This is a genomic window from Paraburkholderia rhizosphaerae, from assembly GCF_004366595.1.
GTDB lineage: Bacteria > Pseudomonadota > Gammaproteobacteria > Burkholderiales > Burkholderiaceae > Paraburkholderia > Paraburkholderia rhizosphaerae.
Map to the genome: position 1 here is coordinate 1 of NZ_SORE01000046.1, position 21,361 is coordinate 21,361.

Consider the following 21,361-nt stretch of genomic DNA (forward strand, 5'->3'; position numbering starts at 1 on the left):
GAATCAGTTTGCTATTCTGTTTGGCGATCGATTCACGCAGGCGCGCGGCTAACGATTCCTTTAACCGCCTCACCCACAAAAATGCGGACAGGTTCCTGTTGTTATGCTTTTGCTTGACCATCTTCTTCGCCATTTCCTTTTCGGTATGTGTCGAACCGTGGCTGAATCAAACGACAAGTCAAAAAGGCGTCCCGATAAACCTAAATGCACAAACGAAAGCCTTTGCCAACGAACAGACGACGATAAAAAATGTTAATAAAACAAAGCAACCAAAGACAGCACTGACACCACCGCGCCCTATTATCTCAAAGGGGATCGCAAACTCTGCATCATTCACTTCTCCGGTGCAAGTACCTTCGTGGCAACCAGGTTATCTTTTGTTAAACATTCGCAGATCCAGCACCCGCACGTTCTTATTCCGTCCCCACCCGAAAACAACTCCGATCATAAGCAGTAGAAATCCAGCCAATCCTACCCAGATATTGCCTTCGGCACTCCCCGTCGCGACCAGCACCATCAAATACAAATCAGCGCCAATCATGGTGCATGCCACATAGCGGTAAACCTTCTTTTCCATCCCTGTCAACTCGTCTTGTTGAGAATAGTCAAGCATGAACCCTCCGAAAACTTGAAGACGGCAATACTCTCAAAACGGTACCCGTGCTCGCCGTTGTATCGTCGTTGGATGCTTTCCAACGGACGCTGACAAATCTGCGCTACTGGTGATCAATGGCAAGCTGGGAAGTCCTCCCGGGTTACAACATCGCAAGGAGGTATGAACGCCCCAAGGTAAGCACAGCAGCGAGTCCAATACTCACTACTGTACCCATCAAGCCAAACGCAACCTGGTCGTTATAAGCGAACCACGCAGACAGCGACGGTGCCATTTTCATCGTTGACTTAAGCCAATATAGAAACTTCGCTTTAAACGAATTTTCCACGTCTCTTCCGAAGAGAAGGAAGGTAATCAGCAAAACAACAAGTGCGATTGCCACCGCACCAATCTCCATAATCATCTCTTCTGCTCCTTGATTTGATTCCAATTATTTTCCTTACCTCACCAACTGGTGGACCGATGAAATATTGGATCAACCGATTGAGCGAGCCCCGTCGTCTCGCCCAACCGAACACCAAGTTAATTTCCACGCCAAATCGTTTCTTCTCGAAAAACCAGACGCGTGTACTCGCAGAAAATCCCATGAAAAACATAGACATACCCGCACCCACTATGCGCTGCCATGAGGGAAACGTGTAAGCAACGTCACTGAAAAACCACCGTAGCGTCGAACCCGCCATGTATTCAACGACAATCACAACGCAAGCGGTGCACAGGAGAAATGCGACATTGAAATATATCCACAGCATATGAACCCGAATCTTGTCTTTGATTTCATGTCCCGGTATTCATCTACGCCAAGGCCCAAACCTAACAGGATCGTCGCTCAGCATGCCGGCCTTTCGCAGCTGCTTAGGTAAAAGCCTGATAAGCACGATCAGTAACACAATGAACAAGGGCAAACCAATTGCTAAAAGTGCCATATCCTCATCCAACTTGAGCATCACGCGACACAAGCCAGCAACGAGAAATGACCAGCAACCCGCTCCAATCATGGCTGTAAGGAGGACCATTAACTGGATTTGAAGCACCGCGTAGAGTCGACGCCAGTTCATTTCTTTTGATTATGCCCCCGAATCCGCTGAGCAAACACTACGCCCGTGGCACCCAGAATACACTGGAGCATAAAAACGCCCCCCCATTTATCAGGATAAAACGGATAACCTGAAGAACCGGGTTATATTCATTTTTGCGACTCGTGAATATCGTTAATAACCGCAACGCCCTTGGAACCTATCCCACATTTCAGAATTCCTTGTCCAAACTAACTCTGTGCTTCCTTTCGTCGTCGCTTGCGGAGAAGCAACTTCAACGCATTGCAAATTTCGACGAGAAAGCCAATGAAAATAACCGCAAACGCGATTTGCTGAACAAGCCGTAACCTGCTTGCGCTAGCAATCAGGATTCTGTGATGGACCCACTGCTCGGCCCAAGACGCCAAGTGTTCAACATTGATGACGATCACAAAAAATAGAAGCTCGCAACCAACACGTGCACCAATACCTACCCATCCATCAGATCGAAGCCATTTATCAATAACATTCATCACTTTAGTTTTCCCGCGTCTTGACCCGGTACGAACGAACTCATTCCGCCTGTAAAGGAGCCAGCAGCTGTACCTATGTTAGCTGGGAGCGCATTTTTGCTGCCTTGGAAGATTGCCGGAACACTCGGATTCATGTTGCTCGGAAATACGACACCCGGAAGGACTAGCCCCGCCATCTTGCTCGCGCCCAGTCCCACGGGATAGGCCAAACCTGCGAAACCCGCACCGGCAGCAAACGCAAATATAGTGCTACTGTTTTCACCGTAGTACAGGTTATTGAACATCGTCGTTGTCGCCGCGCCTCCTCCACCTATCAAAACATTTTCAAAGAATTTCGCACTAGCGCCGAACGGGCTCGTGATTGCCCCGACCGCAGCAGCAAAGGCAGTCTGGGGGGGCGAATTTCACCCGTTTGCGCAAGTTGACCGGCAGCGTCCATACCGCCGCTAACTGTGCCACCAATGGTTGCTGCAGCGGTAGCTCCAACGGTCGCGGCAATCGGTGCGCCCACGGTTGCAATTCCGGCAGTCGCCGCGGCAACCGTGCCACCAGCCATTAGATCTCGACTGCTCTGTTCGTGGGCGACACTATTCTGAATCTGCTGTGCTGACGGCTGATTCAGCCCGACGCCGTTAGGGTAATAATTGGCATACATATTCACGTTCGCCTTCTGTTCAGGCGTAGCGTAGAACATATACCCAGGCCCGCTATTGCCATCGGCTGGCAGCATGCCATGCGCCTGATCGAGGAACGCACTCGCGCTCGCATTCCACGCGCCTGGAGAACCATTCTGCACCTGCCGGTTTGCCTGCGCCGTCAGATCAGCAACGGCTTGGTCAACCGAAATACCTTGCTGCTTCGCGTACTTTTCTGCATTTTCCTTGATCCATGTCTTCTCATCCGGATGCAACTGCCGATTATTCAAATCCGCATTAGCCGCCGTGAACGCCCCAGCACTCCCGCCCACAGCAGCTCCCGCCGCCGTAGCAAGCAAATTCGCCAGCGCATTCCCCGCCGCATGTTCGATCGTCCCAGGCGCTCCCGCAGCATCAGCCAGATCGTTCAAATGCCCCGCCATCGCCGACGACACCCCCGCCCCCGCCGCACCACCCACCGCGCCTCCCACACCACCCGCACCCAACCCACCCAGCACAGCCCCACCCGCCACATGCAGGATCACCCGACCACTCCCACCTTCACCCCAGGTCGCAGCCTCCGAGTTATACGCCGCCGCCTCATCCGTTTCACCAAGCAGCGTCGCCGCCTTCGCCCCGCTCTTTGCCTGATTCTCCTTGTAATCGCTATACGTCCCGATCGCCTGCGCAATCTGCGTCCCGGCGGCATTCGCCGCGTTCATCACGTCCTGCTGCTGCGAAATCAGGTCATTCACGTCAGGCAGTTTCGACACCGTGCCATTCAGATCGGTCGTATCGCGATTGAGCGTCGCAACATCCTGCTTCTGGTTTCCAGCATCCGTAATCACGATCGCGCCGCTGCTCACACCGCTCTTCGTGGTCGCCTGCTCGTTGTTGCTCTCCGATTGCGAAATCATCGGCGCGATGCCCACGCCGCCTCCGCCAATCGTGATCCCGCTACTCGACGCGTTGTAGTTCGAATGGTTCTGGATATCCGACCACGTCAACGTACCGGTCGTCAGCGTGTTCTTCGATGCATCAGCGTCGCTTGCAATGTACGCACCCTTAAGGTCCGTATTGCCCTTGACGTTGATATCGAATCCACCCGAGCCCGCCTGAGCGGGGCCGAATTTCACCCGTCTTAGCCGCCAATGCCGTGTCGCCGACAATAGGCATCAAATTCGGCATCATTTCTCAAGTTAAGTAAATTCATTAATGTTGCAACGTCAGTAACAAGTTGTGGATATTTTTCCCATAGTTGCCAAGGCCCTTCTGGAGAAAAATAATATGAAAAACCAATTAAAGCATCACTTGGGGCTGTAATGCTCCCAGCTTTTATTTCCTTAAAGATTACCTTCAATTTCTTCTCATAGAGATCTCGCACGCATGAATCGCACTTGCCGACCTCAATTAGAAGAGACTCGGTACGCACTGCTTGCTCGACAATATAGTCACCGATTTCTTTCATGATTATCTACCGAATTATTCCACCTGGAATTGGTTTTGGTGATGTGAAAACACTCAAATTTGGAACAATATATTGCGTGAGACCACCGCTAGCACTATATTGCCCCTGACTAACAGGTGCGATAGTACTTTGATAAACGCTCACCAATTTTCCCGGCTGAGGTTCAATTGAGAACGCTTGAAATCCTTTAATACCACCGTTTGCGTAGCTGGATGTGGGCAAACCCAATGCATTCGCTACACTTGTGGCCGACAAATTTTGCCCAACCAGCGAATCGTACTGCGCTCGCGACATATAATATGAGCTAGTTCCTGCGCTGTCTCCAATAGGTACCAGACGGACTAACTCATCATTTCGGCCAAGCTGGACAATTGTCGGAAGAGCCTGACCAGACCTAATCGCGTTACCAGTAAGTAACTCGGCAGACTGAGCATTCCCACCCAACCCTTCAAAGTAATCTTGATAAATCGCACGGACAACCGGATTGCTCTCGATCATGTCCGATGTAAACTTCACACCTTGTGGTGAAAACACAGAACCAGTGTACGTCTCCAGAGACGCAGTATTCAACAAGGCCGCTTGCGCGGTTGCTTGATTCGCGACAGCACCGGCGGTCGCCGCGCTTCCAATTCCTAATGCGGTCTCAAGCAAACCTGCCGCCGCTGGCGACATACCCAACCCCGTCAACGCCTGATTCAGATACGTCGATTCTGATTGACCCGATATCACTTGCTTTGAACCAGTAACCAGTGCATCGGCACTTGTACCAGCCACCAGTGCGTTCGCGACGCAGCCAACGCCAGTTGCGCACGACAGCGGTGCGCTTGTGAGGGCTCCGGCAATGCCGAGCGCACCAAGCGTAGCCTCCGCAGCGCCGGCTCCGCGTATCGTCAGTTGATACGTGTTGTTCAACTGCTTCGTTGCATCCATATTGGCGTCGCTGAAAATGCCGGTCGTCGTGTAGCCGAACATGCCCGTCTGCTTTGACAGCAGGTCACGCTCGCCCGCCAACGCGTCGCTCGCACCAAATTCGGCGATCTGCTGCAACTGCTGATATGCAGCGCTTCCTTCAGGATATTCAGCGTAACAACGGACCATTGCACATGCAGCGGCAGTCAGCCGTGCCTCCTCGACTGAATCGTTGCCTGCGAGTTCGTGAATGCGCGTCTTCTCATCCGGATGCAACTGCCGATTATTCAAATCCGCATTAGCCGCCGTAAAAGCACCAGCACTCCCGCCCACCGCAGCCCCCGCCGCCGTAGCCAGCAAATTCGCCAACGCATTCCCCGCCGCATGCTCAATCGTCCCAGGCGCTCCCGCAGCATCAGCCAGATCGTTCAAATGCCCCGCCATGGCCGACGACACCCCCGCCCCCGCCGCACCACCCACCGCGCCTCCCACACCACCCGCCCCCAACCCACCCAGCACAGCCCCACCCGCCACATGCAGGATCACCCGACCACTCCCACCTTCACCCCAGGTCGCAGCCTCCGAGTTATACGCTGCCGCCTCATCCGTTTCACCAAGCAGCGTCGCCGCCTTCGCCCCGCTCTTTGCCTGATTCTCCTTGTAATCGCTATACGTCCCGATCGCCTGCGCAATCTGCGTCCCGGCGGCATTTGCCGCGTTCATCACATCCTGCTGCTGCGAAATCAGGTCATTCACGTCAGGCAGTTTCGACACCCTGCCATTCAGATCGGTCGTATCCCGATTGAGCGTCGCAACATCCTGCTTCTGATTCCCCGCATCCGTAATCACAATCGCGCCGCTGCTCACACCGCTCTTCGTGGTCGCCTGCTCGTTGTTACTGTCCGATTGCGAAATCATCGGCGCGATGCCCACGCCGCCTCCGCCAATCGTGATCCCGCTACTCGACGCGTTGTAGTTCGAATGGTTCTGGATATCCGACCACGTCAACGTACCGGTCGTCAGCGTGTTCTTCAATGCATCAGCGTCGCTTGCAATGTACGCACCCTTAAGGTCCGTATTGCCCTTGACGTTGATATCGAACCCACCCGACCCCGCCTGAATACCCGCCTGTTCGTTCACCGCGGCATAACTCCCGTTCGCGCTACCGTGCTGCGAACTGATACTCGCGCTACCGCCCGCCTGACTGATACTGAACCCACCACCCGAACTCGACTGATGCGCGGCACTCTGCGTCGTATCCTGCACGCTCGCGATATTCAGGTTACCGCCAATACTCGCCATCACCTGACTCCCGCTCACGTTAGCGCCCACGATGTTGGTATCGCCACCCGACACGATCGTCACGCTATTCGAGCCCTGCACATGCGTATTCGTTTGCGTCACCGCATCGCTGTTCGAATCGCCGTGCGCCTGCGACATCGAAGCCGACACACCAAATCCGCTAGTTCCATACGACACCCCGACGCTCGCACTGCTCGATTCATTCGTGCTGCGCGTCTTGTCGGTACTCGTGCTGTTCAGCAAATTCACCTGGTTCTTCGCCGCCAGCAACACATCGTTCGCGCTCACATTCGAACCCGCGATCGTCACGTTACCGCTGCCCGGCGTGCCGTTACCCGTGGCCACGAACGCCGCGGTTCCGCCCGCCATCACGCTCGAACCCGTTTGCGTCGTCTGGTCCTCGGTGAACGTGTTCTTGCTCTGGCTCGTTCCAAAGCTCAGCTGCACGCTGATGTCCGGCTTCTGTCCAGGACTGAGCGCCTGTCCCATCCCCGCATTGAGCACCGCCCCCGCCGCTGCGATCGAATGCAGCGCTTCTGCGCGTCCGTTCTCACTGTGCGACGCAGCCTGACTTTCGCTAATAGCCGTATTGATCGCGTTGCCGATCGTGCCGCCGAGTCCAAGCGTAAAGCCGCTGGTCTTTACTTCGTGCGTCTCATCGTGATGTGTAGAGCCGGTTGCCGAATCTATGATGACGTTCGCACCGGTTCCCACGATGTCCTTCGCGGCAATCAGATCGCTACCGGTCACGTGCAGGTCATTACCCGCCGCCAGATACACACTTCCGCCCGTGCTACCGACCAGACTCGCGTTATTCGTCACCGAACTGTCGTGCGTCGTGTCCTTCTTGTCGTTGGACCCATACGAAATCCCCGCCCCACCCGAACTCCCCAACCCCGTCTTCAAATCCTCATGAAACTGGCTACTCTCACTCGTATCCTGCGACGTGGTGATCGTCAGGTTATTCCCCGCCCCCAGCGTCACATCATGCGTGGCCGCGACCGTCGACCCGATGATCGACAGATCATGCCCCGCCACCGCCGTAACCGTATCCCCCGCCACCGTCGAACCATTCGCCACCACCTGATGCGAGCTAGCCGAATCAGTCACCTTCTCTTCCGACAGGAAGCCCGAATGCTTGTTCTCCGACCAGCTTTGCGAATCGTGCGTCTCCGCGACGCTACCAATCGTGATGTCGCCGCTCGACACCAGCTTCACGCCGCCGCTGCCCCCCGCATCCGTCGTAACCGATGAACCGAGAATAGCCAGGTTCCCACTACCGTTCTGCCCCGCCGCCAGCGCAATATCGCCGCCCGCGCTGATGCTCGAACCCACCACCGCTTCGTCGTAACTCGAACTCGTGTGATGCGACTGCTCACCGCCCAAGGACTGCTCGTTATGGGTGTGCGTATCCTTCGCCGCCGTCACGGTCAGATCGCCGCCCGCCACCATCGCCGCGGAGCCTCCGGCCGCGACCGTCGCCCCCGTCAACGTCGTATCGCGCCCCGACACAGTCGCAACATTGCCGCCCGCGACGATCGCACTGCCCAGGTTCTGCGTCACCTCATCGTGACCGCCGTTCTGCCCATCGCGCGTATGCACGTCCTGCGTGCTGGTCAACGTCGTCGTCCCGAGATTCAGATCGCGCCCTGCCGCAATCGCCGCATTGCCACCGGCCTGAATCGTCGCACCCGTCAACGTCACATCACGCCCAGCGATCACCGTCGCGCTGCCCGTCGCCGAAATCGAGCCGATCGCATCGAGGCCGGTTCCCGTCACACTGCCTGTCAGCGTATTCGAACCGAACGACTTCGAAACGCCATACGTCTGCGTCTCGTTGATCACATCGCGCCCGGCCTGCACCACTACATCGCCGCCGCCGATGCGTCCGCTCGTATTGCGCACGTCCTGCACAGCCGCAACCGCCGTCGTGCCCGCGCTGCCGATAATGCCGCTATTCGTGATGTTGTTGCCGATCACCGTCGTCGCGACATTGCTGACGATGTGCCCGCTATTGTTCACATCGCCGGTCGCATTCAGGCTCACGTTATTGCCCGCGACCAATGCACCGCTACCGTTCAGATCGACCGTGCTCGATTGCGCGAGGTACACCTGCGGCACGAGCACGGTTTGATGCGAACCGTCCGGCAGCGTCACGTCCTGCGACACGAGCCACACCATATCCTTGGTGAGCTGCTGCATCTGCTCCGCCGTCAGCGCGACACCCGGCTCGAGCCCGAACTGCTGCGCATACGTCACGCCGTTATTCATCAGCGCCGTGTACTCGTCCAGATTGTTGTCATAGCCGGCGAGGAACGTACGGCCGGTCAGTTGAGTAATCTGGTTGCGCACCAGCGTCTCTTCATAGAGCCCGTCGCCGACGCGCTTCTCAAGCTTCGATGGATCAAGCCCGAGTTGCCCCAGCATGTAATCGCTCGAGACGAATTTCGTGTACTGCGTAAAGCGCGCATCGGTAGCAACGAGATACGTCGCCGTCGGCGCGGTGTTATAGCTATACAGCCCGTTCACCGGCAGCGTCAGGTTCGGAATGCCGCCCGCCGCGCCGCCCACCGTCTGCGGATGGTTCGGTTGCCCCGACACACTGCCCGCCTGCGTGCCATTTATCGACTGCGGCCCCGCCGCCTGTCCGCCGATCATGCCGGTTTGCGTGCCATCGGCGCTGCCGCCCGTGACGCCCGAGCCGACCACCGTCTGCCCCTGGCTGTTCACCGAACCGATCGTGATGTTCTGCGCGCTGGTCTGCACGTTCTGGTTCGACGTCACGATCGCCGGCAGCGACGCCACCGTCGTGGTGGTCTGCACGATGCCCTCGTCGATGGTTTGCGTATCGTTGCTGCCGCCGGTCTTCTGGTGCCAGTAAAACGTCGACTGTTCGGTTTGCGTGATGGTCTGCTGCAGAACGATGCCGGTATCGTTGACGCTACCGCCCGTCGCGCGCCGCACCATGTTGCCGCCCGCGCTCATCGTCGACGACTGGTTGTTGATCGCGCCGCCGTCCGCGTTGATCCGCACCGCGCCCTGCGCCTGGATCGTCGCCGCGTGGCCCGCATTGATCAGCTGGTCCGTGGTGGTCGTGGTATGGACCGTGCGATTGATTTCGTTGTAGTCGTGCGAGTCCGGTCCAAGGTCGGTGCGCACCTGCACCTGGTCCGGCCGGATGTTCCTGTTCGGGTCGAAGTCCGGCCAGAACGTAATCGTATAGGTGTCGCCGTTATCCGCGATGCTGTTGTACCACTGTGTCGGGTTGGTCGCGATGTCGCGTCCCTGCGGCACCGGTTTCTGCTGGCAGACGTCGTGTGTGTTGCACACCTCGGTCGTCTTCGACGTGTCGGTATAAATCTCGGTGAGCGGCTGTGTCAGCGAGAACGTTTGAGTCGCCGTGTTCAGATTCGTCACCTGCGATTTGGGCACTGTCACGCTGATCGGTATCGCCAGCTTGCCGATTATTTCGCCCTTGATCGGCGCCTGGTCCTGTGTCCACGTCCATTGCGAGAACGATGCACTGCTATGGCTGCCCAACAGGTCGCCCATCGGAATGCCCGCCGTCCACACGGTCAACGTCTGTGTGCCCGCATCCTGCGGTGTACCTGCCTGCGTGACGACTCCTGTGCGCAGGTTGTTCAACGTATGCGCGGCGATGTCGATACTGCCGTCTGCCTCGATGTTCGCGGCGCTGTTGGTGAGCACGTTGGTCTGATTCGCGAGCATGCCGGAGCTGTCACGTGTGCCGTCTCGTGCAATCTCCAGATTGCCGGCGCTGTAAATCAGCGCACCATCCGCGTTGGTGACGGAGTTGCCCGCGTACACATGCACGCTGCTCGCGCCCGCGATGACCGCGGCCGCGCCGCTGTTCTGCACGTCGGTCGCGGCTACCGTCACGTTGTTGCCGATCACGGTGCCGGTGTTTGCCAGCGTCGCGCTGCGGGTGGATACCGTATCGCCTTCGATACGGCCGGCGTTCGACAGCAAGCCCGCCGCATTCACCGTGGTCGTCGACGAGTTGATATCGCCGTTCGCGGTGTTCACGATGTTCGCGCCTGTCGCGGTCAGCGCACCATTCGCGGCCAGCGTGCCGGTGTTGGTCAGCGTGCCGGTTGCGTTGACGGTCATATTGCCGTCCGCGTGCAGGTTGTTCGCCGCGGTATTCGTGTAATCGCCTGCGATATTCAGCGTCAGGTTCCGGCCCGCGACGATATTGCCGTCGCCGGTCAGTGCCGCGCCGGCGACGATGTCGCGATTCGCACGGATCGAGCCGCCCACGTTCGACAACGACGCAACCACGAGCGATGCGTCAAGCCCGCCGAGTATCGACCCGCCATTGTTGATGACGGCCGCACTGGCCTGATTCAGCGCAAGCGCGGTGCCGCCATACAACGTGCCGCCTGCGTTGTTGATCCGCTGCGCGACGTTCAGATTCAGCGCACCGCCTGCGACCAGATTCGCACCGGCGTCATTCGTCAGGCTTTGCGCATTGAGCGTGAAGTCGCCGTTGCCGCCGAGCGTGCCGCCCGTGTTTGTCACGGCCGTCGACGATTTGATGATCGTTGCGCCATCGCCTGCATTGGTCAGCTTGCCGGCGGTATTGTCGAGGCTCGCGGCCGTTACGCTCACTGCACCATCCCCGCCGTTCGCGGACAGCGTGCCATGCGCGTTCGTTAGCTGGCCGCCTGCGCTGATGTTCAGGTCGCCCGCGCTTTGCATCGAGCCGCCGGTGTTGTCGACCGCGCCCTGGCTCGAAACGCTCAGTTTGTCGTGACCGTAAAGCGTGCCTGTGCGATTCGCGATGTCCGAGGCCATGTTGAACTGCGCGGCCTTTTGGGCGGACAAGGTGCCGGCGTTGTTGTCGAGGCTCGCGGCCGTCGCCGTCAATGCGCCGTTCGTCACGACCTTGCCTGCGGCGTTCGATACCGCGCCGCTGGCGGCGATCGTCAGCGCGCCCGATCCTGCATGCTGCAGCAATCCGCCGTCGTTGGTCACGCTGTTTGCAGCGACCTGCAGATTGTTTGCGTTCGATGCAATCGTGCCGTTCGTGTTGTCGAGCGCGCCACCCGCGCTGATCGTCTGGTCCGTCGTGCCGTACTGGGTGAGCTTGCCGCCTCGATTGCTCAAGTCGCCGGATGCGGACACGCTCAGCGTATCGCCCTCGATGGTTCCGTTCGAGTTGTCGATCGACGCCGCCGAAACAGTCGTCGATGCGGCGGACAGCGTACCGCCTGCGTTCGTTACCGCGCCGGTTGCGGTCGTGTTCAACGCGCCGCCTGCGGTGATATTGCCCGCGTGGTTGTCGATGGACTGCGCGGTAACCTTCGCATCATCCGCCGCGTTGAGTTGGCCCTGGTTAGCGAGCGTGCCGCCCGCGGTCACACTCAATGTGCCGTTCGTGCCGATCAGCCCACCTGTGGCGCCCGATGCAGTTGTGCCGGATGCGTTGACAAGCGCGCCGATAGTCGACAACGTCATCGCGTCGTCGCTAAGCGACACGATACGGCCAGCCGTGTTATCGAGCGATGCGGCGGCGAGGTTTGCGCCGTTTGCCGCCTGCAGGTTGCCCTGCCGGTTGTTCAGCGCACCGCCGGAATGCAGATCGAGCGCGCCGTTCGTGATGATCGTGCCCGCCGCATTCGACGCTGCTCCTGTGGCCGCAACGGTCAGCGCGCCGGTGCCGGCATGCTGGATCACACCAGCGTTATTGTCGAGACCATTTGCACCAACGTGCAGATCTTTCGCGTTCGACGCGATCGTGCCGTTCGCGTTGTCGAGCGTGCCGCCTGCGCGGATTGTCTGGTCCGTCGTGCCGTACTGCGTGAGCTTGCCGCCGCGGTTCGTAAGGTCACCGGACGCGGACACGTCCAGCGCAACGCCCTCGATGGTTCCGTTCGTGTTGTCGACCGATGCAGCCGACACCTTCGTCGACGCAGCGGAAAGCGTACCGCCAGTGTTATTCAGCGCGCCGGTTGTGGTCGCGTTGAGCGTGCCGCCTGCGGTGATGTTGCCCGCATGGTTGTCGACGGACTGCGCGGTCACCGTCGCATCATCCGCTGCGTTGAGCTGCCCCTGGTTGGCGAGCGTGCCGCCTGCGGTCACGCTCAACGTGCCGTTCGTCCCGATCGTGCCGCCCGCGTCGCCCGTCGCCGTCGCGCCCGCCGCATTGACAAGCGCACCCGTCGTCGACAGCGTCATGCCATCGCCGTTCAGCGACACGATGCGGCCCGCCGTGTTATCGATTGAACCGGCGTGAATCGACGCGCGCCCGGCCGACTGAATCACGCCTTGCCGGTTCGCGAGTGCATTTGCCACGTTCACGTCGAGCGTCGACTGCGACGCGATCTGGCCGCCGATGCTGGACATGTCCAGCGCAGCAAGCTGCATCACCCCGCCGCTCAACAGCTTGCCTTGATTCACGGCAAGCGTGCCCGCTGCATTCGCAACCAATGCGCCGCCAGCCGTCGCGGTTGCACCTGAAAGGTTGACGTCCGAGCGGTTCGCGATGAGCACGAGCGCGCCGTTCGCCGACGTATTGCTGCCCGCCAGATTGACGGACGCACCCTGCAGCGCCGCATTGCCGCCGCCCACGTTGTTGCCCGTTGCGGTCAGCGCGCCATCGGCGCTAAGCAACAGGTCGCCGCTGTTGGCGACGGTGCCGTCGCTATTCACGCCCGCGCCCAGCGTACCGGTCGAATTAATGCTGCCAACATTGACAGCCGTGTTCTGCTGCGCGGCGAGCGTGCCGCTATTCGTCAACGCGCCGGCGGTCGTCATGCCGACGTTTTGCTGCGCGTAAGTGGTGCCGCTGTTATCGATGCCGTCGCGCGCCGTGACCATGACGTTACCGCTGGCATTGACCCGCCCGGCCTGGACCAGTTTGCCTTGCGTGGTCAGCACGAGGTCGCCGGCCTGCGCCGCCAGCACGCCGTTGTTCGATACGCCGACGCCGTTCTCCGTGCCCACCAGCACGATGCGATTCGCGTACATGCCGCCGAGACTGCTGACGTCGATCGACACACCCGGCGCTGCGTCACTACCCGCAATCGGCGTGACGTTGAGCGTGTCGTGGTTGACGTTGTTGGTGCCCGTCACGACGTTCAGGTTCTTCGCGTAGATCGCCGCGTTGGCCTGCACCGCGCGCGCAATCAGATCGACCTGATCGACATTCGATGCATTGAGCCCCGAGCCCTGCACGCTGATATTGCCGCCCGTGACGTTGAAGCCCGCGAGCGAACCATCGGGCGCGAAGTTCGGCGTACCGGTGGTCAGAATCGCGCGCGACGTATTGATAAAGCCGCCGCCGTTCACCGAAATACCCGAGCCGTTCGCAATGACCACTTCGGCCCTGTTGCCCGCTACTTCGACGTAGCCGTTGATCTGACTCGCCGCGCGGCTGTTGACCTGGTTGACGATCACGCGGGCCGACTGGTTCGGCGCGAAGTTCGGATTGCCGTTGATAAAACCGGCTTGCTGCGTCTGCACGATAGTCGGCGAATTGTTCAGCACGACGCCGGCCTTCGGCACGTCAAACTGCGTATAACCGTTCACCGAAACACCCGCGCCGGATGGGCGCGCGATATTCACCTGCTGGATGCCGTTCGCGGTCTGAACAACCGATGGCCGATTGGCGCCGGCATTCGGATCGGCGACCACTTGCGCGAAAGCGCCCGGGATGCCGCTTGTGATCAATATCGCAAACGGCATGGCCAGCCGCAGCGATCCGCTCGCTAAACCGTTATCAACAACCGTCGTGGTGCTGCCTGTTTCGCCCTGGTTCTTTTTGCCTGTTGCAACAGCGGTTTCCTCGACAGCGACAAGCATTCCCCGGAGTCGGCTAAACACTAGCCGGTATGCACTTTTATTCATTTTTAATCTGCGTGTAGCGTTTTCGAAAGCGCACGCAATTTAACAGAGGCAGTCGGCGAGGTTTGTCAAAAAGTGAAATACATGCCGTTAAAACAACACTTTATGCAATCAGCATTGCGCCGGTCATCTCGCAATTCAGAGTGGTGCATGGAATTGCACGATCAACGTGCAAATGAAAGGTGGTGCGATGAATTTTGCTGCGAGTTGCTGGCTTGCCGCCGTCTCACCGGTCACTGCACACGCCACCAACGTGGTAGCAAGCGCCGCACATCCGCGCGCCGATAACGGTCGTCGATCAGATGCACGACGCCCACGTCGTGCTCGGTGCGAATCACACGGCCCGCGGCCTGCACGACCTTTTGCAGCCCAGGATACAGATAAACGTAGTCATACCCGTTGCCGAATTGCGCATGCATCGTGCGCCGCATCTGCTCATTGACGTCGTTGATCTGCGGCAAGCCGAGCGTTGCGATGAACGCGCCAATCAGATGTTCGCCTGCGAGATCTATCCCCTCTGAAAATGCGCCGCCCAGCACCGCGAAGCCAACACCTGATGTCGATGTTCTAAAGCGCGCGAGAAACGCGTCGCGCGCCGCTTCGTCCATGCCGGGTTCCTGCGTCCATACCGGCATCTCCGGATATTGCGCGCGCAACAACGCGACGACTCGTTGCAGGTAGTCGAAACTGCTAAGAAACCCGAGATAGTTTCCGGGACGTGCACCGTACTGCGTCGCGATCAGCTCGACGATCGGCGCAAGCGATGCTTCCCGGTCGCGCCATCTCGTCGACACGTGTGCCGCGATATGCACGGCCAGCTGCTCGGCCTTGAACGGCCCTTCGACGTCGAGCCACCCGGCGTTTTCCGGTAACCCCAGCGTGTCGCGGTAATAGTGCTGCGGGCTGAGCGTGCCCGAGAACATCACCGTTGTGTGCGCAGCCGCGTGGCGCGATGCCAGAAAAGGCGCAGGGACCACATTGCGCACGCACAGGGACGTAGCGGGTTTTGCACGTGAGCCTTGAGTCAGCGCCGGCGCAGGCGTGGCGAGCATGACATCGCATATCGAATGACCGCCGAAGTGCTCGACCAGCGACATGAAATGCAATGCATCGAAGTAGAAGCGCAGCAACGTCTGATCCGCGCCGAACGGCGTTTCCGATAGCTGGTCCGTCACCGCACCGATCAGATTCTGTACGGCCGATTGCACGCGTGACGGAACTTCCGGCAACACTTCATAGCGTTGCGTGCACGCGCGCGTTAGCGCATTCCACTCGCGGTTCAGGCGGTCGAATGGTTTGCGAAGCGCGGCCGGCGCAACACGCCGCGCCGCCTTGAACGCGTGCTGATCCAGTGTTGCCGTGTACATACGGCGCGCACGGTCCGGCAGGTTGTGCGCTTCGTCGACAAGCACCGCGACGCGCCACGAATTCATCTGTGTCAGCGCATAAAGCAGCGCGCCGCTGTCGTAGTAGTAGTTGTAGTCGCCAATCACGACGTCGCACCAGCGCGCGAGTTCCTGCGCGAGGTAGTACGGACACACGTCGTGTGCGAGCGCCGCGTCGCGCACCACGTCGCGCGATAGCCGCGTGCTACGACGCAACGCGGTATCGCGCGCAGCCGCGACGCGGTCGTAGAAACCGCGCGCCAGCGGACACGATTCGCCATCGCATGAATTGCCCGGATGCTCGCAGGCCTTGTCGCGTGCGACGAGTTCTATTACGCGCAGCGGGAATGAGTGCTTGTCTGTCGAGTCGCTTTGATCGTCGATCGATTCAACGCCCGCGCGTTCACCATCGGCACATGCACTCGCACCCGCCAGCGCATCGAGCGCATCGAACGCGAGCGCGCGACCCGGTGTCTTTGCGGTCAGAAAGAAAATGCGATCGATGTGATCTTCCGCGCAAGCCTTTAGCAACGGGAAAATCGTGCCGAGCGTTTTGCCGATACCCGTCGGCGCCTGCGCGAGCAGCGCGCGGCCATCGCGCGCAGCGCGATAGACGGCTACCGACAGTTCACGCTGACCGCTGCGAAATGTACCGTACGGAAACTTCAGGCCGGCGAGACACGCATTGCGAGTCGAGCGATGCGCGTCTTCGCGCTCGGCCCACGCGATAAAGCGCTCGCACTGCTGTTCGAAAAACGTCCGTAGCGCGCCAGCCGTATGACGCTCGATCAGCAGCGTCTCTTTTTGGCTGACGATATCGAAGTAGACCAGAGCGACATCAAGTTCGGCGAGCCCACGTGATTCGCAGATCAGATGACCGTAAACAAGCGCCTGCGCCCAGTGCAGCGCACGATGGTTCTCGCGCATCCGATTGAGGTCGCCGCGATAGGTCTTGATCTCTTCGAGCCGATTGCGCGCGGCGTCGTAGCCATCGGCACGGCCGCGCACGGTAAGGCCGCGATAGACGCCGCACAGCGCGATCTCGCTTTCGTAACCGCTATCGCGCCGCCCGGCGACCATCGCATGCCCGGCGATGCCGTCGGCTGCGCTCGGCGCCGGGGTGAAACGCAGATCGAGATCGCCGCGCTTCGCGGTGAATTCGCACAGCGTGCGCACCGCGACCACGTAGCTCATGCGGCCGCCTCGGTGGTGTGCGCATCGCCGGACTCGTTGGCGCTGCGTTCAGCGGTCGAATGATCGGCTTCGGCATCGCCGTCGGCCCACCGCACGTCGACGACGCGTACCGGCATGCCGTGCTGCACGCAGTAATCGAGCCAGCGGATCTGATTGTCCTGCAACCGGTCGCCCGGCCCTTTCACCTCGATCAATTCATAGCGCCGCTCGCGCGGCCAGAAGCGGACCAGATCAGGCAACCCCGAGCGATTCACGCGAATGTCGCGCAGCAGCCGCTCGCAAAACCGCTTCAGATGCAAGGCCGGAATGCAATCGAGCGCGAGATCGAGCAGTTCGCGGCTCAGCATGTTCCAGAATACGAATGGCGACTGACGTCCCGCTTTGCTGTCGAAATGCCGCAGAATCGTCGCGCGGTAGGCGGGACCGTCGAGTTCGGCGAGGCACTGATTGAACAGCGCAGCGCGCTTCGCGTAAAAGTCCGGCGCATGCAGATCGGCGGGACCCCGTTGGAACGGGTGAAAGAATGCACCGGGCAGTGCCGCGAACACCGCTTGCCAGCACAGCAATCCGAACAGCGAATTGATCAGTCCATTTTCGACGTAATGCACCGGCGCATCGGGTTCGCTCAGGTGGTCGAGTACAACGTATTCGACCGGCGGCGGCTGCGCGGGACGCTCGAGCGTCAGCACGCTGCGCTCGATCTCGCGCGCGCTTGCCGACGCGTTGCTTCGCGAAACGCGCCCGGCCGGTGGCGACAATCGCGACGAATCGCCGCCTGCTTGCCGATGTAACCGTTGCAACCGCGGCAACATCCGCGCGACGCGCTGGCTTTCCTCTTCGCTCTCCGGCTCTCGGAGCGCTTGCAGCGCGAGCGTTAGCGCCTCGTCCGCACGACCGGCCAGTTCCAGCGCGCGCACGCGGCGATGCCGCGCGCCGGGCCACGTGCAACGCTGATAGACCGCCGTCGCGGTGTCCCATTGCCGGCGCCGCTCCGCGTGATAACCGATGCGGTACAGCAACTTCGCGCGGCGCGTCGCGAGCCATGGGTTGTCTGTCGCGATCGTTTCGACCGCGTGCAACAGTGTGTCGAACGCTGCGTCGCCGTTCCCGGATGCATCGAGTGTTTCGACGCATTCACTGCACGCGTATAGCGCCAGATAAATGTCGACGTCGGCGCGTTGTTGAAACGCGCGCGACGATGGCTCGAACGCGACCGGCTCGTACTGGTAGACGCCGAGCTCCGCGAGCACGAACTCGGACCAGTCCTGATGCAAGTTGCCGAAAAACATCAGCCTGAAGCGCTCGCACAGCGGCGCGACGCTCACATGCAAGACACGCTCGTCCGCGTGCGGGTGCCATGCTGCGTATGGCTGCGCATCCGCATGCATGCCACGCAGCAAGTCGAGCCATTCGTGTTTTCGCGCGGCTTTTGCGCCCGCCAGATGCGCGGGAAAAAGCGCCAGCAATTCGGCACGCGTCGACAGATCGAACAGCGCGTCGAGCGTCAGTGGCGCATCGGCATCGACCCAGCCGGCTGCGACCAGCGGCTCGGCTGCCGCAAGCGGGCAGCCAATCTCGCGGTACGCGAGACGGCTCGTGCGGAACAGCGCGCCTTTGCGCATCAGCATGCGGGTGAGCAACGCGCGCGACACTTCCGGCAGGCACGCGAAACCGGTCAGAAATGCGTGTTCGGCATCGGTCAACAGATCGGCGTAGCGCTCGGCGAGCCAGCCGAGCGCGCGTTCGAAATTGCGCAGGTAATAGAGCGGATCCGGTGTGTCGTTCGGCACGGCGCTAGCGGGACGGGCGATCAGGCTGGTCTAATGGGCGAAACAGATGAACTGTATATTTATACAGCCATTATGGCAATGCGCCCGTGCCCCACCCGCTATTGAAGCGGCCCTCGCCATCATTGTCTTCGTTCTCGCGAGTCTTACCGAACCGCCGCGCGTCCCCTCAATGGACTTGGGGCGTCAGGCCGCAAATGGTCGTATCGTCGTGCTTCAGCGTCATGCCGGGTTCGAGTTTCAGCGACGGTGCCGTTGAGATATTGGTCGTCAACTGGATGCGGTCGTCCAGCGAGCCCCATGTGTACTGCACTTCCTTGAACGCGAAATCGGCGAACGAACGCATGGTCTTGTCATGAACCGATATCGCGGGCGTTCCACGCAACTTCATAAGTTCGGATAGCGTGTTGATAAAGTTCGCGGGCGTGAACGGTTCCACTTTCGTGACAGCCGCGAGACGTCCCTGCTGCAACGTATCGCCGCGAGCGCTCGCCATACGTTCGATTGTCGATTTGTTCTCGCCGCTGACGAAGTCCCATGCATCAAACGCCATGCACCGCGTCGCGACGGTCAACGAGATAACCGGCACCCAAAATACGATTCTCATGTCGTGTGACCTACAGATACCCATGTTATTTTTCGGATCTATTCACGTTGCTTTCAAGTGCTGAAAGCAACGGCGATTGTCGACGAATCGAGGAAAAGTGTCGACCAGCAACATGCTTAAGATGATGTAGGCGCCATCAGGCCACGACCGAAAACACAAACATCGCGTTGTTGAGCGCATGCAGCACTATCGGCATCGACAACCCTTTGGTCTTTTTAGCGAGCCACCCCGCGGTCGCGCCGATCGCCCAAAGGTAGATAAAGTGGCTGCTACCCTGATGCAAGCACGCAAACACCGTCGCTTGCAGAACATTCGCCCAGCCGAAGCTCAGATGACGCGAAAGGCCGCCTAGCAGGCAGCCGCGAAACACGAGTTCCTCCATGATCGGAACCAGAAATGACAGAACGATCAACGCGAGCGGAATACCGCCTAGCGACACGCCGCCGTGCACGAGTGCGACGGTCCAGTTTGCGTTCGTCCAGTTGAATGGCGTATGAGGCTGTGACAAGCACAGCTTGAGGTTGTACGCGAGCAGCGCTGCGGGAGGCAGCAACCAGCTCAACTTCCAAGGGCCGCTGCCGAGCCATTCTCGCCATGAAAACAGCCTTCCGACCCAAACAAGCCCTACTGCTCCGAGCAGAAGCGTCCACAGGTACGACTGCGCGACACGTTTTTGCCAGTCGATACGGGCAACCCCGCCCCCCGTAGGCGATAGCGATGTATTGCCGCCGAAGCGCAGCATCGTAACGACGTAGATCGCGGGTAGAAGTATCGAAAGAGCGAGCCACGCGTGCCGCAAACCGATTCTCCCGAAGAGCGGCGCACTCGGCTTGCCGATGCGCTGACGCACCGTGCCGCGATAGTGGACCGGAAACATCAGCAGTCCCGGCGCGGCCGCAAGCGCCAGCAGGTAGGTGATGAGGCTCGCTGCAATAGGGATCAGGTCGCTACGGCCGACGATCGAAAGATCGAGACCGACAAGACGTGCATAGGCCGACGCAAGCTGTGCGGAATTGTGGGTTGTCGTGTATTGATCTCGAATGATATCGGCGGCGGCCTTCGCGTCGTTTGCATCGAAAGCCACGTCGAGACGGAATTGCCGGTTCTGCGGCGTTTCGTTTTTGCGCAGCGACTTGTCGGCCCTTAATATCGCGTTTGCGCCCGCGGAATCGCCGACATGCTGCAACGCGCGCGCTGCCGTGTACGGGTCGATCTTCAATCCGGCGTGTCGAGCGCGAAGCAACTCGTCCTTCGCCTCGTTTCCGGGTAGTAGCTCAGTTGCAGCGCGGATTCGCTCGGTTTCGAGCCACGGGTATTTCGGCAAAGGTGCGGACGCAAGCAGTCTGGCCGCCGCAGCCGTCTCGTTCTTCTTCGCGAGATAGCGCATAGCGGGAACAAGCTGAATGCTCGTTGGATCGAGGTGCATAACAAGGACCGCCTCCTTGCCCGCGCGTTCGTCGTCTTTCTGCACCGCGTATGCGCGCGCAAGCGCAGTATGCAAGCGGGCCTGTTGGGGTACCGGCCATGTCTTGGAGCGTGCTACGAGCGGCTCGCCAAATTCAATCGCGGTCTTGCCGAATCGACGCTCGAGCAGGAACAACTCGACATCCGTATCGCTTGAATAGTTTTTCTGCAGCGTCGCCTGGCAAGCGTCGGAATCCTTCGTTGCGGCATCGGCCCACGACAAGTCTTCCGACACGCCGAAGCGCTCGCTGAATTTGCATGCGGATAGAACCAACGCCGCATCGGCAGGATGCTTGAGGATCGCCTGGCGATACGACGCGAGTAGTTGGTCGTACGTGCTTTTCCCGCTGCTCTCGACCAAGCTGACCATGTGGTCCGGGTTGCGGAGCTCATCGATCTGCGTGGTAGGCGCCGCGGCGGCGCCGTTCACGACAAAAGATGCATTGATCGAGCAAAGCGCGATGAATTTGAATAATGTCCGACGCATGATGGCGAGAATCCATAAGCCCAGTGTCGGATATCGTCAATTTTTAATAAATCTTGAGCGGTGCTGATCGACCTGGAAGCGACTGTTGCCCA

Annotated in this window: 9 protein-coding genes; all 9 read right to left on the minus strand. The window is 59.6% G+C overall.

Translation table 11 applies throughout. The features are described from left to right. Positions 1–370: 370 nt before the first annotated feature. A complete protein-coding gene (locus BX592_RS32550) occupies positions 371–613 on the minus strand; it encodes an LPXTG cell wall anchor domain-containing protein (RefSeq protein ID WP_134197424.1) in 243 nt (80 codons plus the stop codon). Positions 614–755: 142 nt separating this feature from the next. After that, positions 756–1,043 carry a hypothetical protein gene (locus tag BX592_RS32555; RefSeq protein ID WP_134197426.1) on the minus strand — a complete coding sequence of 96 codons (288 nt, stop codon included), beginning with the start codon at positions 1,041–1,043 and terminating at the stop codon, positions 756–758. A gap of 1,432 nt (positions 1,044–2,475) precedes the next feature. Further along, positions 2,476–3,933: a hypothetical protein gene (locus BX592_RS32560; protein ID WP_134197427.1), complete on the minus strand. Its 1,458-nt coding sequence runs from the start codon at positions 3,931–3,933 to the stop codon at positions 2,476–2,478. 5 nt (positions 3,934–3,938) lie between these two features. Continuing rightward, positions 3,939–4,265, minus strand: coding sequence for a hypothetical protein (locus tag BX592_RS32565; RefSeq protein ID WP_134197429.1), 327 nt, complete (start codon positions 4,263–4,265; stop codon positions 3,939–3,941). A gap of 6 nt (positions 4,266–4,271) precedes the next feature. Next, positions 4,272–14,348 (minus strand): hemagglutinin repeat-containing protein, encoded by a 10,077-nt coding sequence (locus BX592_RS32570; protein ID WP_134197431.1) that lies wholly within the window; start codon positions 14,346–14,348, stop codon positions 4,272–4,274. Between the two features lie 230 nt (positions 14,349–14,578). Next, positions 14,579–16,924, minus strand: a complete 2,346-nt coding sequence (locus BX592_RS32575; RefSeq protein WP_134197433.1) for an ATP-dependent DNA helicase — start codon at positions 16,922–16,924, stop codon at positions 14,579–14,581. Beyond that, positions 16,921–18,714 (minus strand): VRR-NUC domain-containing protein, encoded by a 1,794-nt coding sequence (locus tag BX592_RS32580; protein WP_134197434.1) that lies wholly within the window; start codon positions 18,712–18,714, stop codon positions 16,921–16,923. The genes BX592_RS32575 and BX592_RS32580 overlap by 4 nt, the downstream gene beginning before the upstream one ends. Before the next feature lie 166 nt (positions 18,715–18,880). Further along, entirely contained in the window at positions 18,881–19,318 is a 438-nt protein-coding gene (locus BX592_RS32585) for a hypothetical protein (protein WP_134197436.1), read from the minus strand. Between the two features lie 136 nt (positions 19,319–19,454). Next, entirely contained in the window at positions 19,455–21,269 is a 1,815-nt protein-coding gene (locus BX592_RS32590) for a CPBP family intramembrane glutamic endopeptidase (RefSeq protein ID WP_134197438.1), read from the minus strand. Positions 21,270–21,361: the final 92 nt, after the last annotated feature.

Coding starts and splice junctions, on each gene's coding strand:
- BX592_RS32565 (WP_134197429.1), bottom strand. CDS start 4,265: ATGAAAGAAATCGGTGACTATATTGTCGAGCAAGCAGTGCGTACCGAG.
- BX592_RS32570 (WP_134197431.1), bottom strand. CDS start 14,348: ATGAATAAAAGTGCATACCGGCTAGTGTTTAGCCGACTCCGGGGAATG.
- BX592_RS32550 (WP_134197424.1), bottom strand. CDS start 613: ATGCTTGACTATTCTCAACAAGACGAGTTGACAGGGATGGAAAAGAAG.
- BX592_RS32585 (WP_134197436.1), bottom strand. CDS start 19,318: ATGAGAATCGTATTTTGGGTGCCGGTTATCTCGTTGACCGTCGCGACG.
- BX592_RS32575 (WP_134197433.1), bottom strand. CDS start 16,924: ATGAGCTACGTGGTCGCGGTGCGCACGCTGTGCGAATTCACCGCGAAG.
- BX592_RS32590 (WP_134197438.1), bottom strand. CDS start 21,269: ATGCGTCGGACATTATTCAAATTCATCGCGCTTTGCTCGATCAATGCA.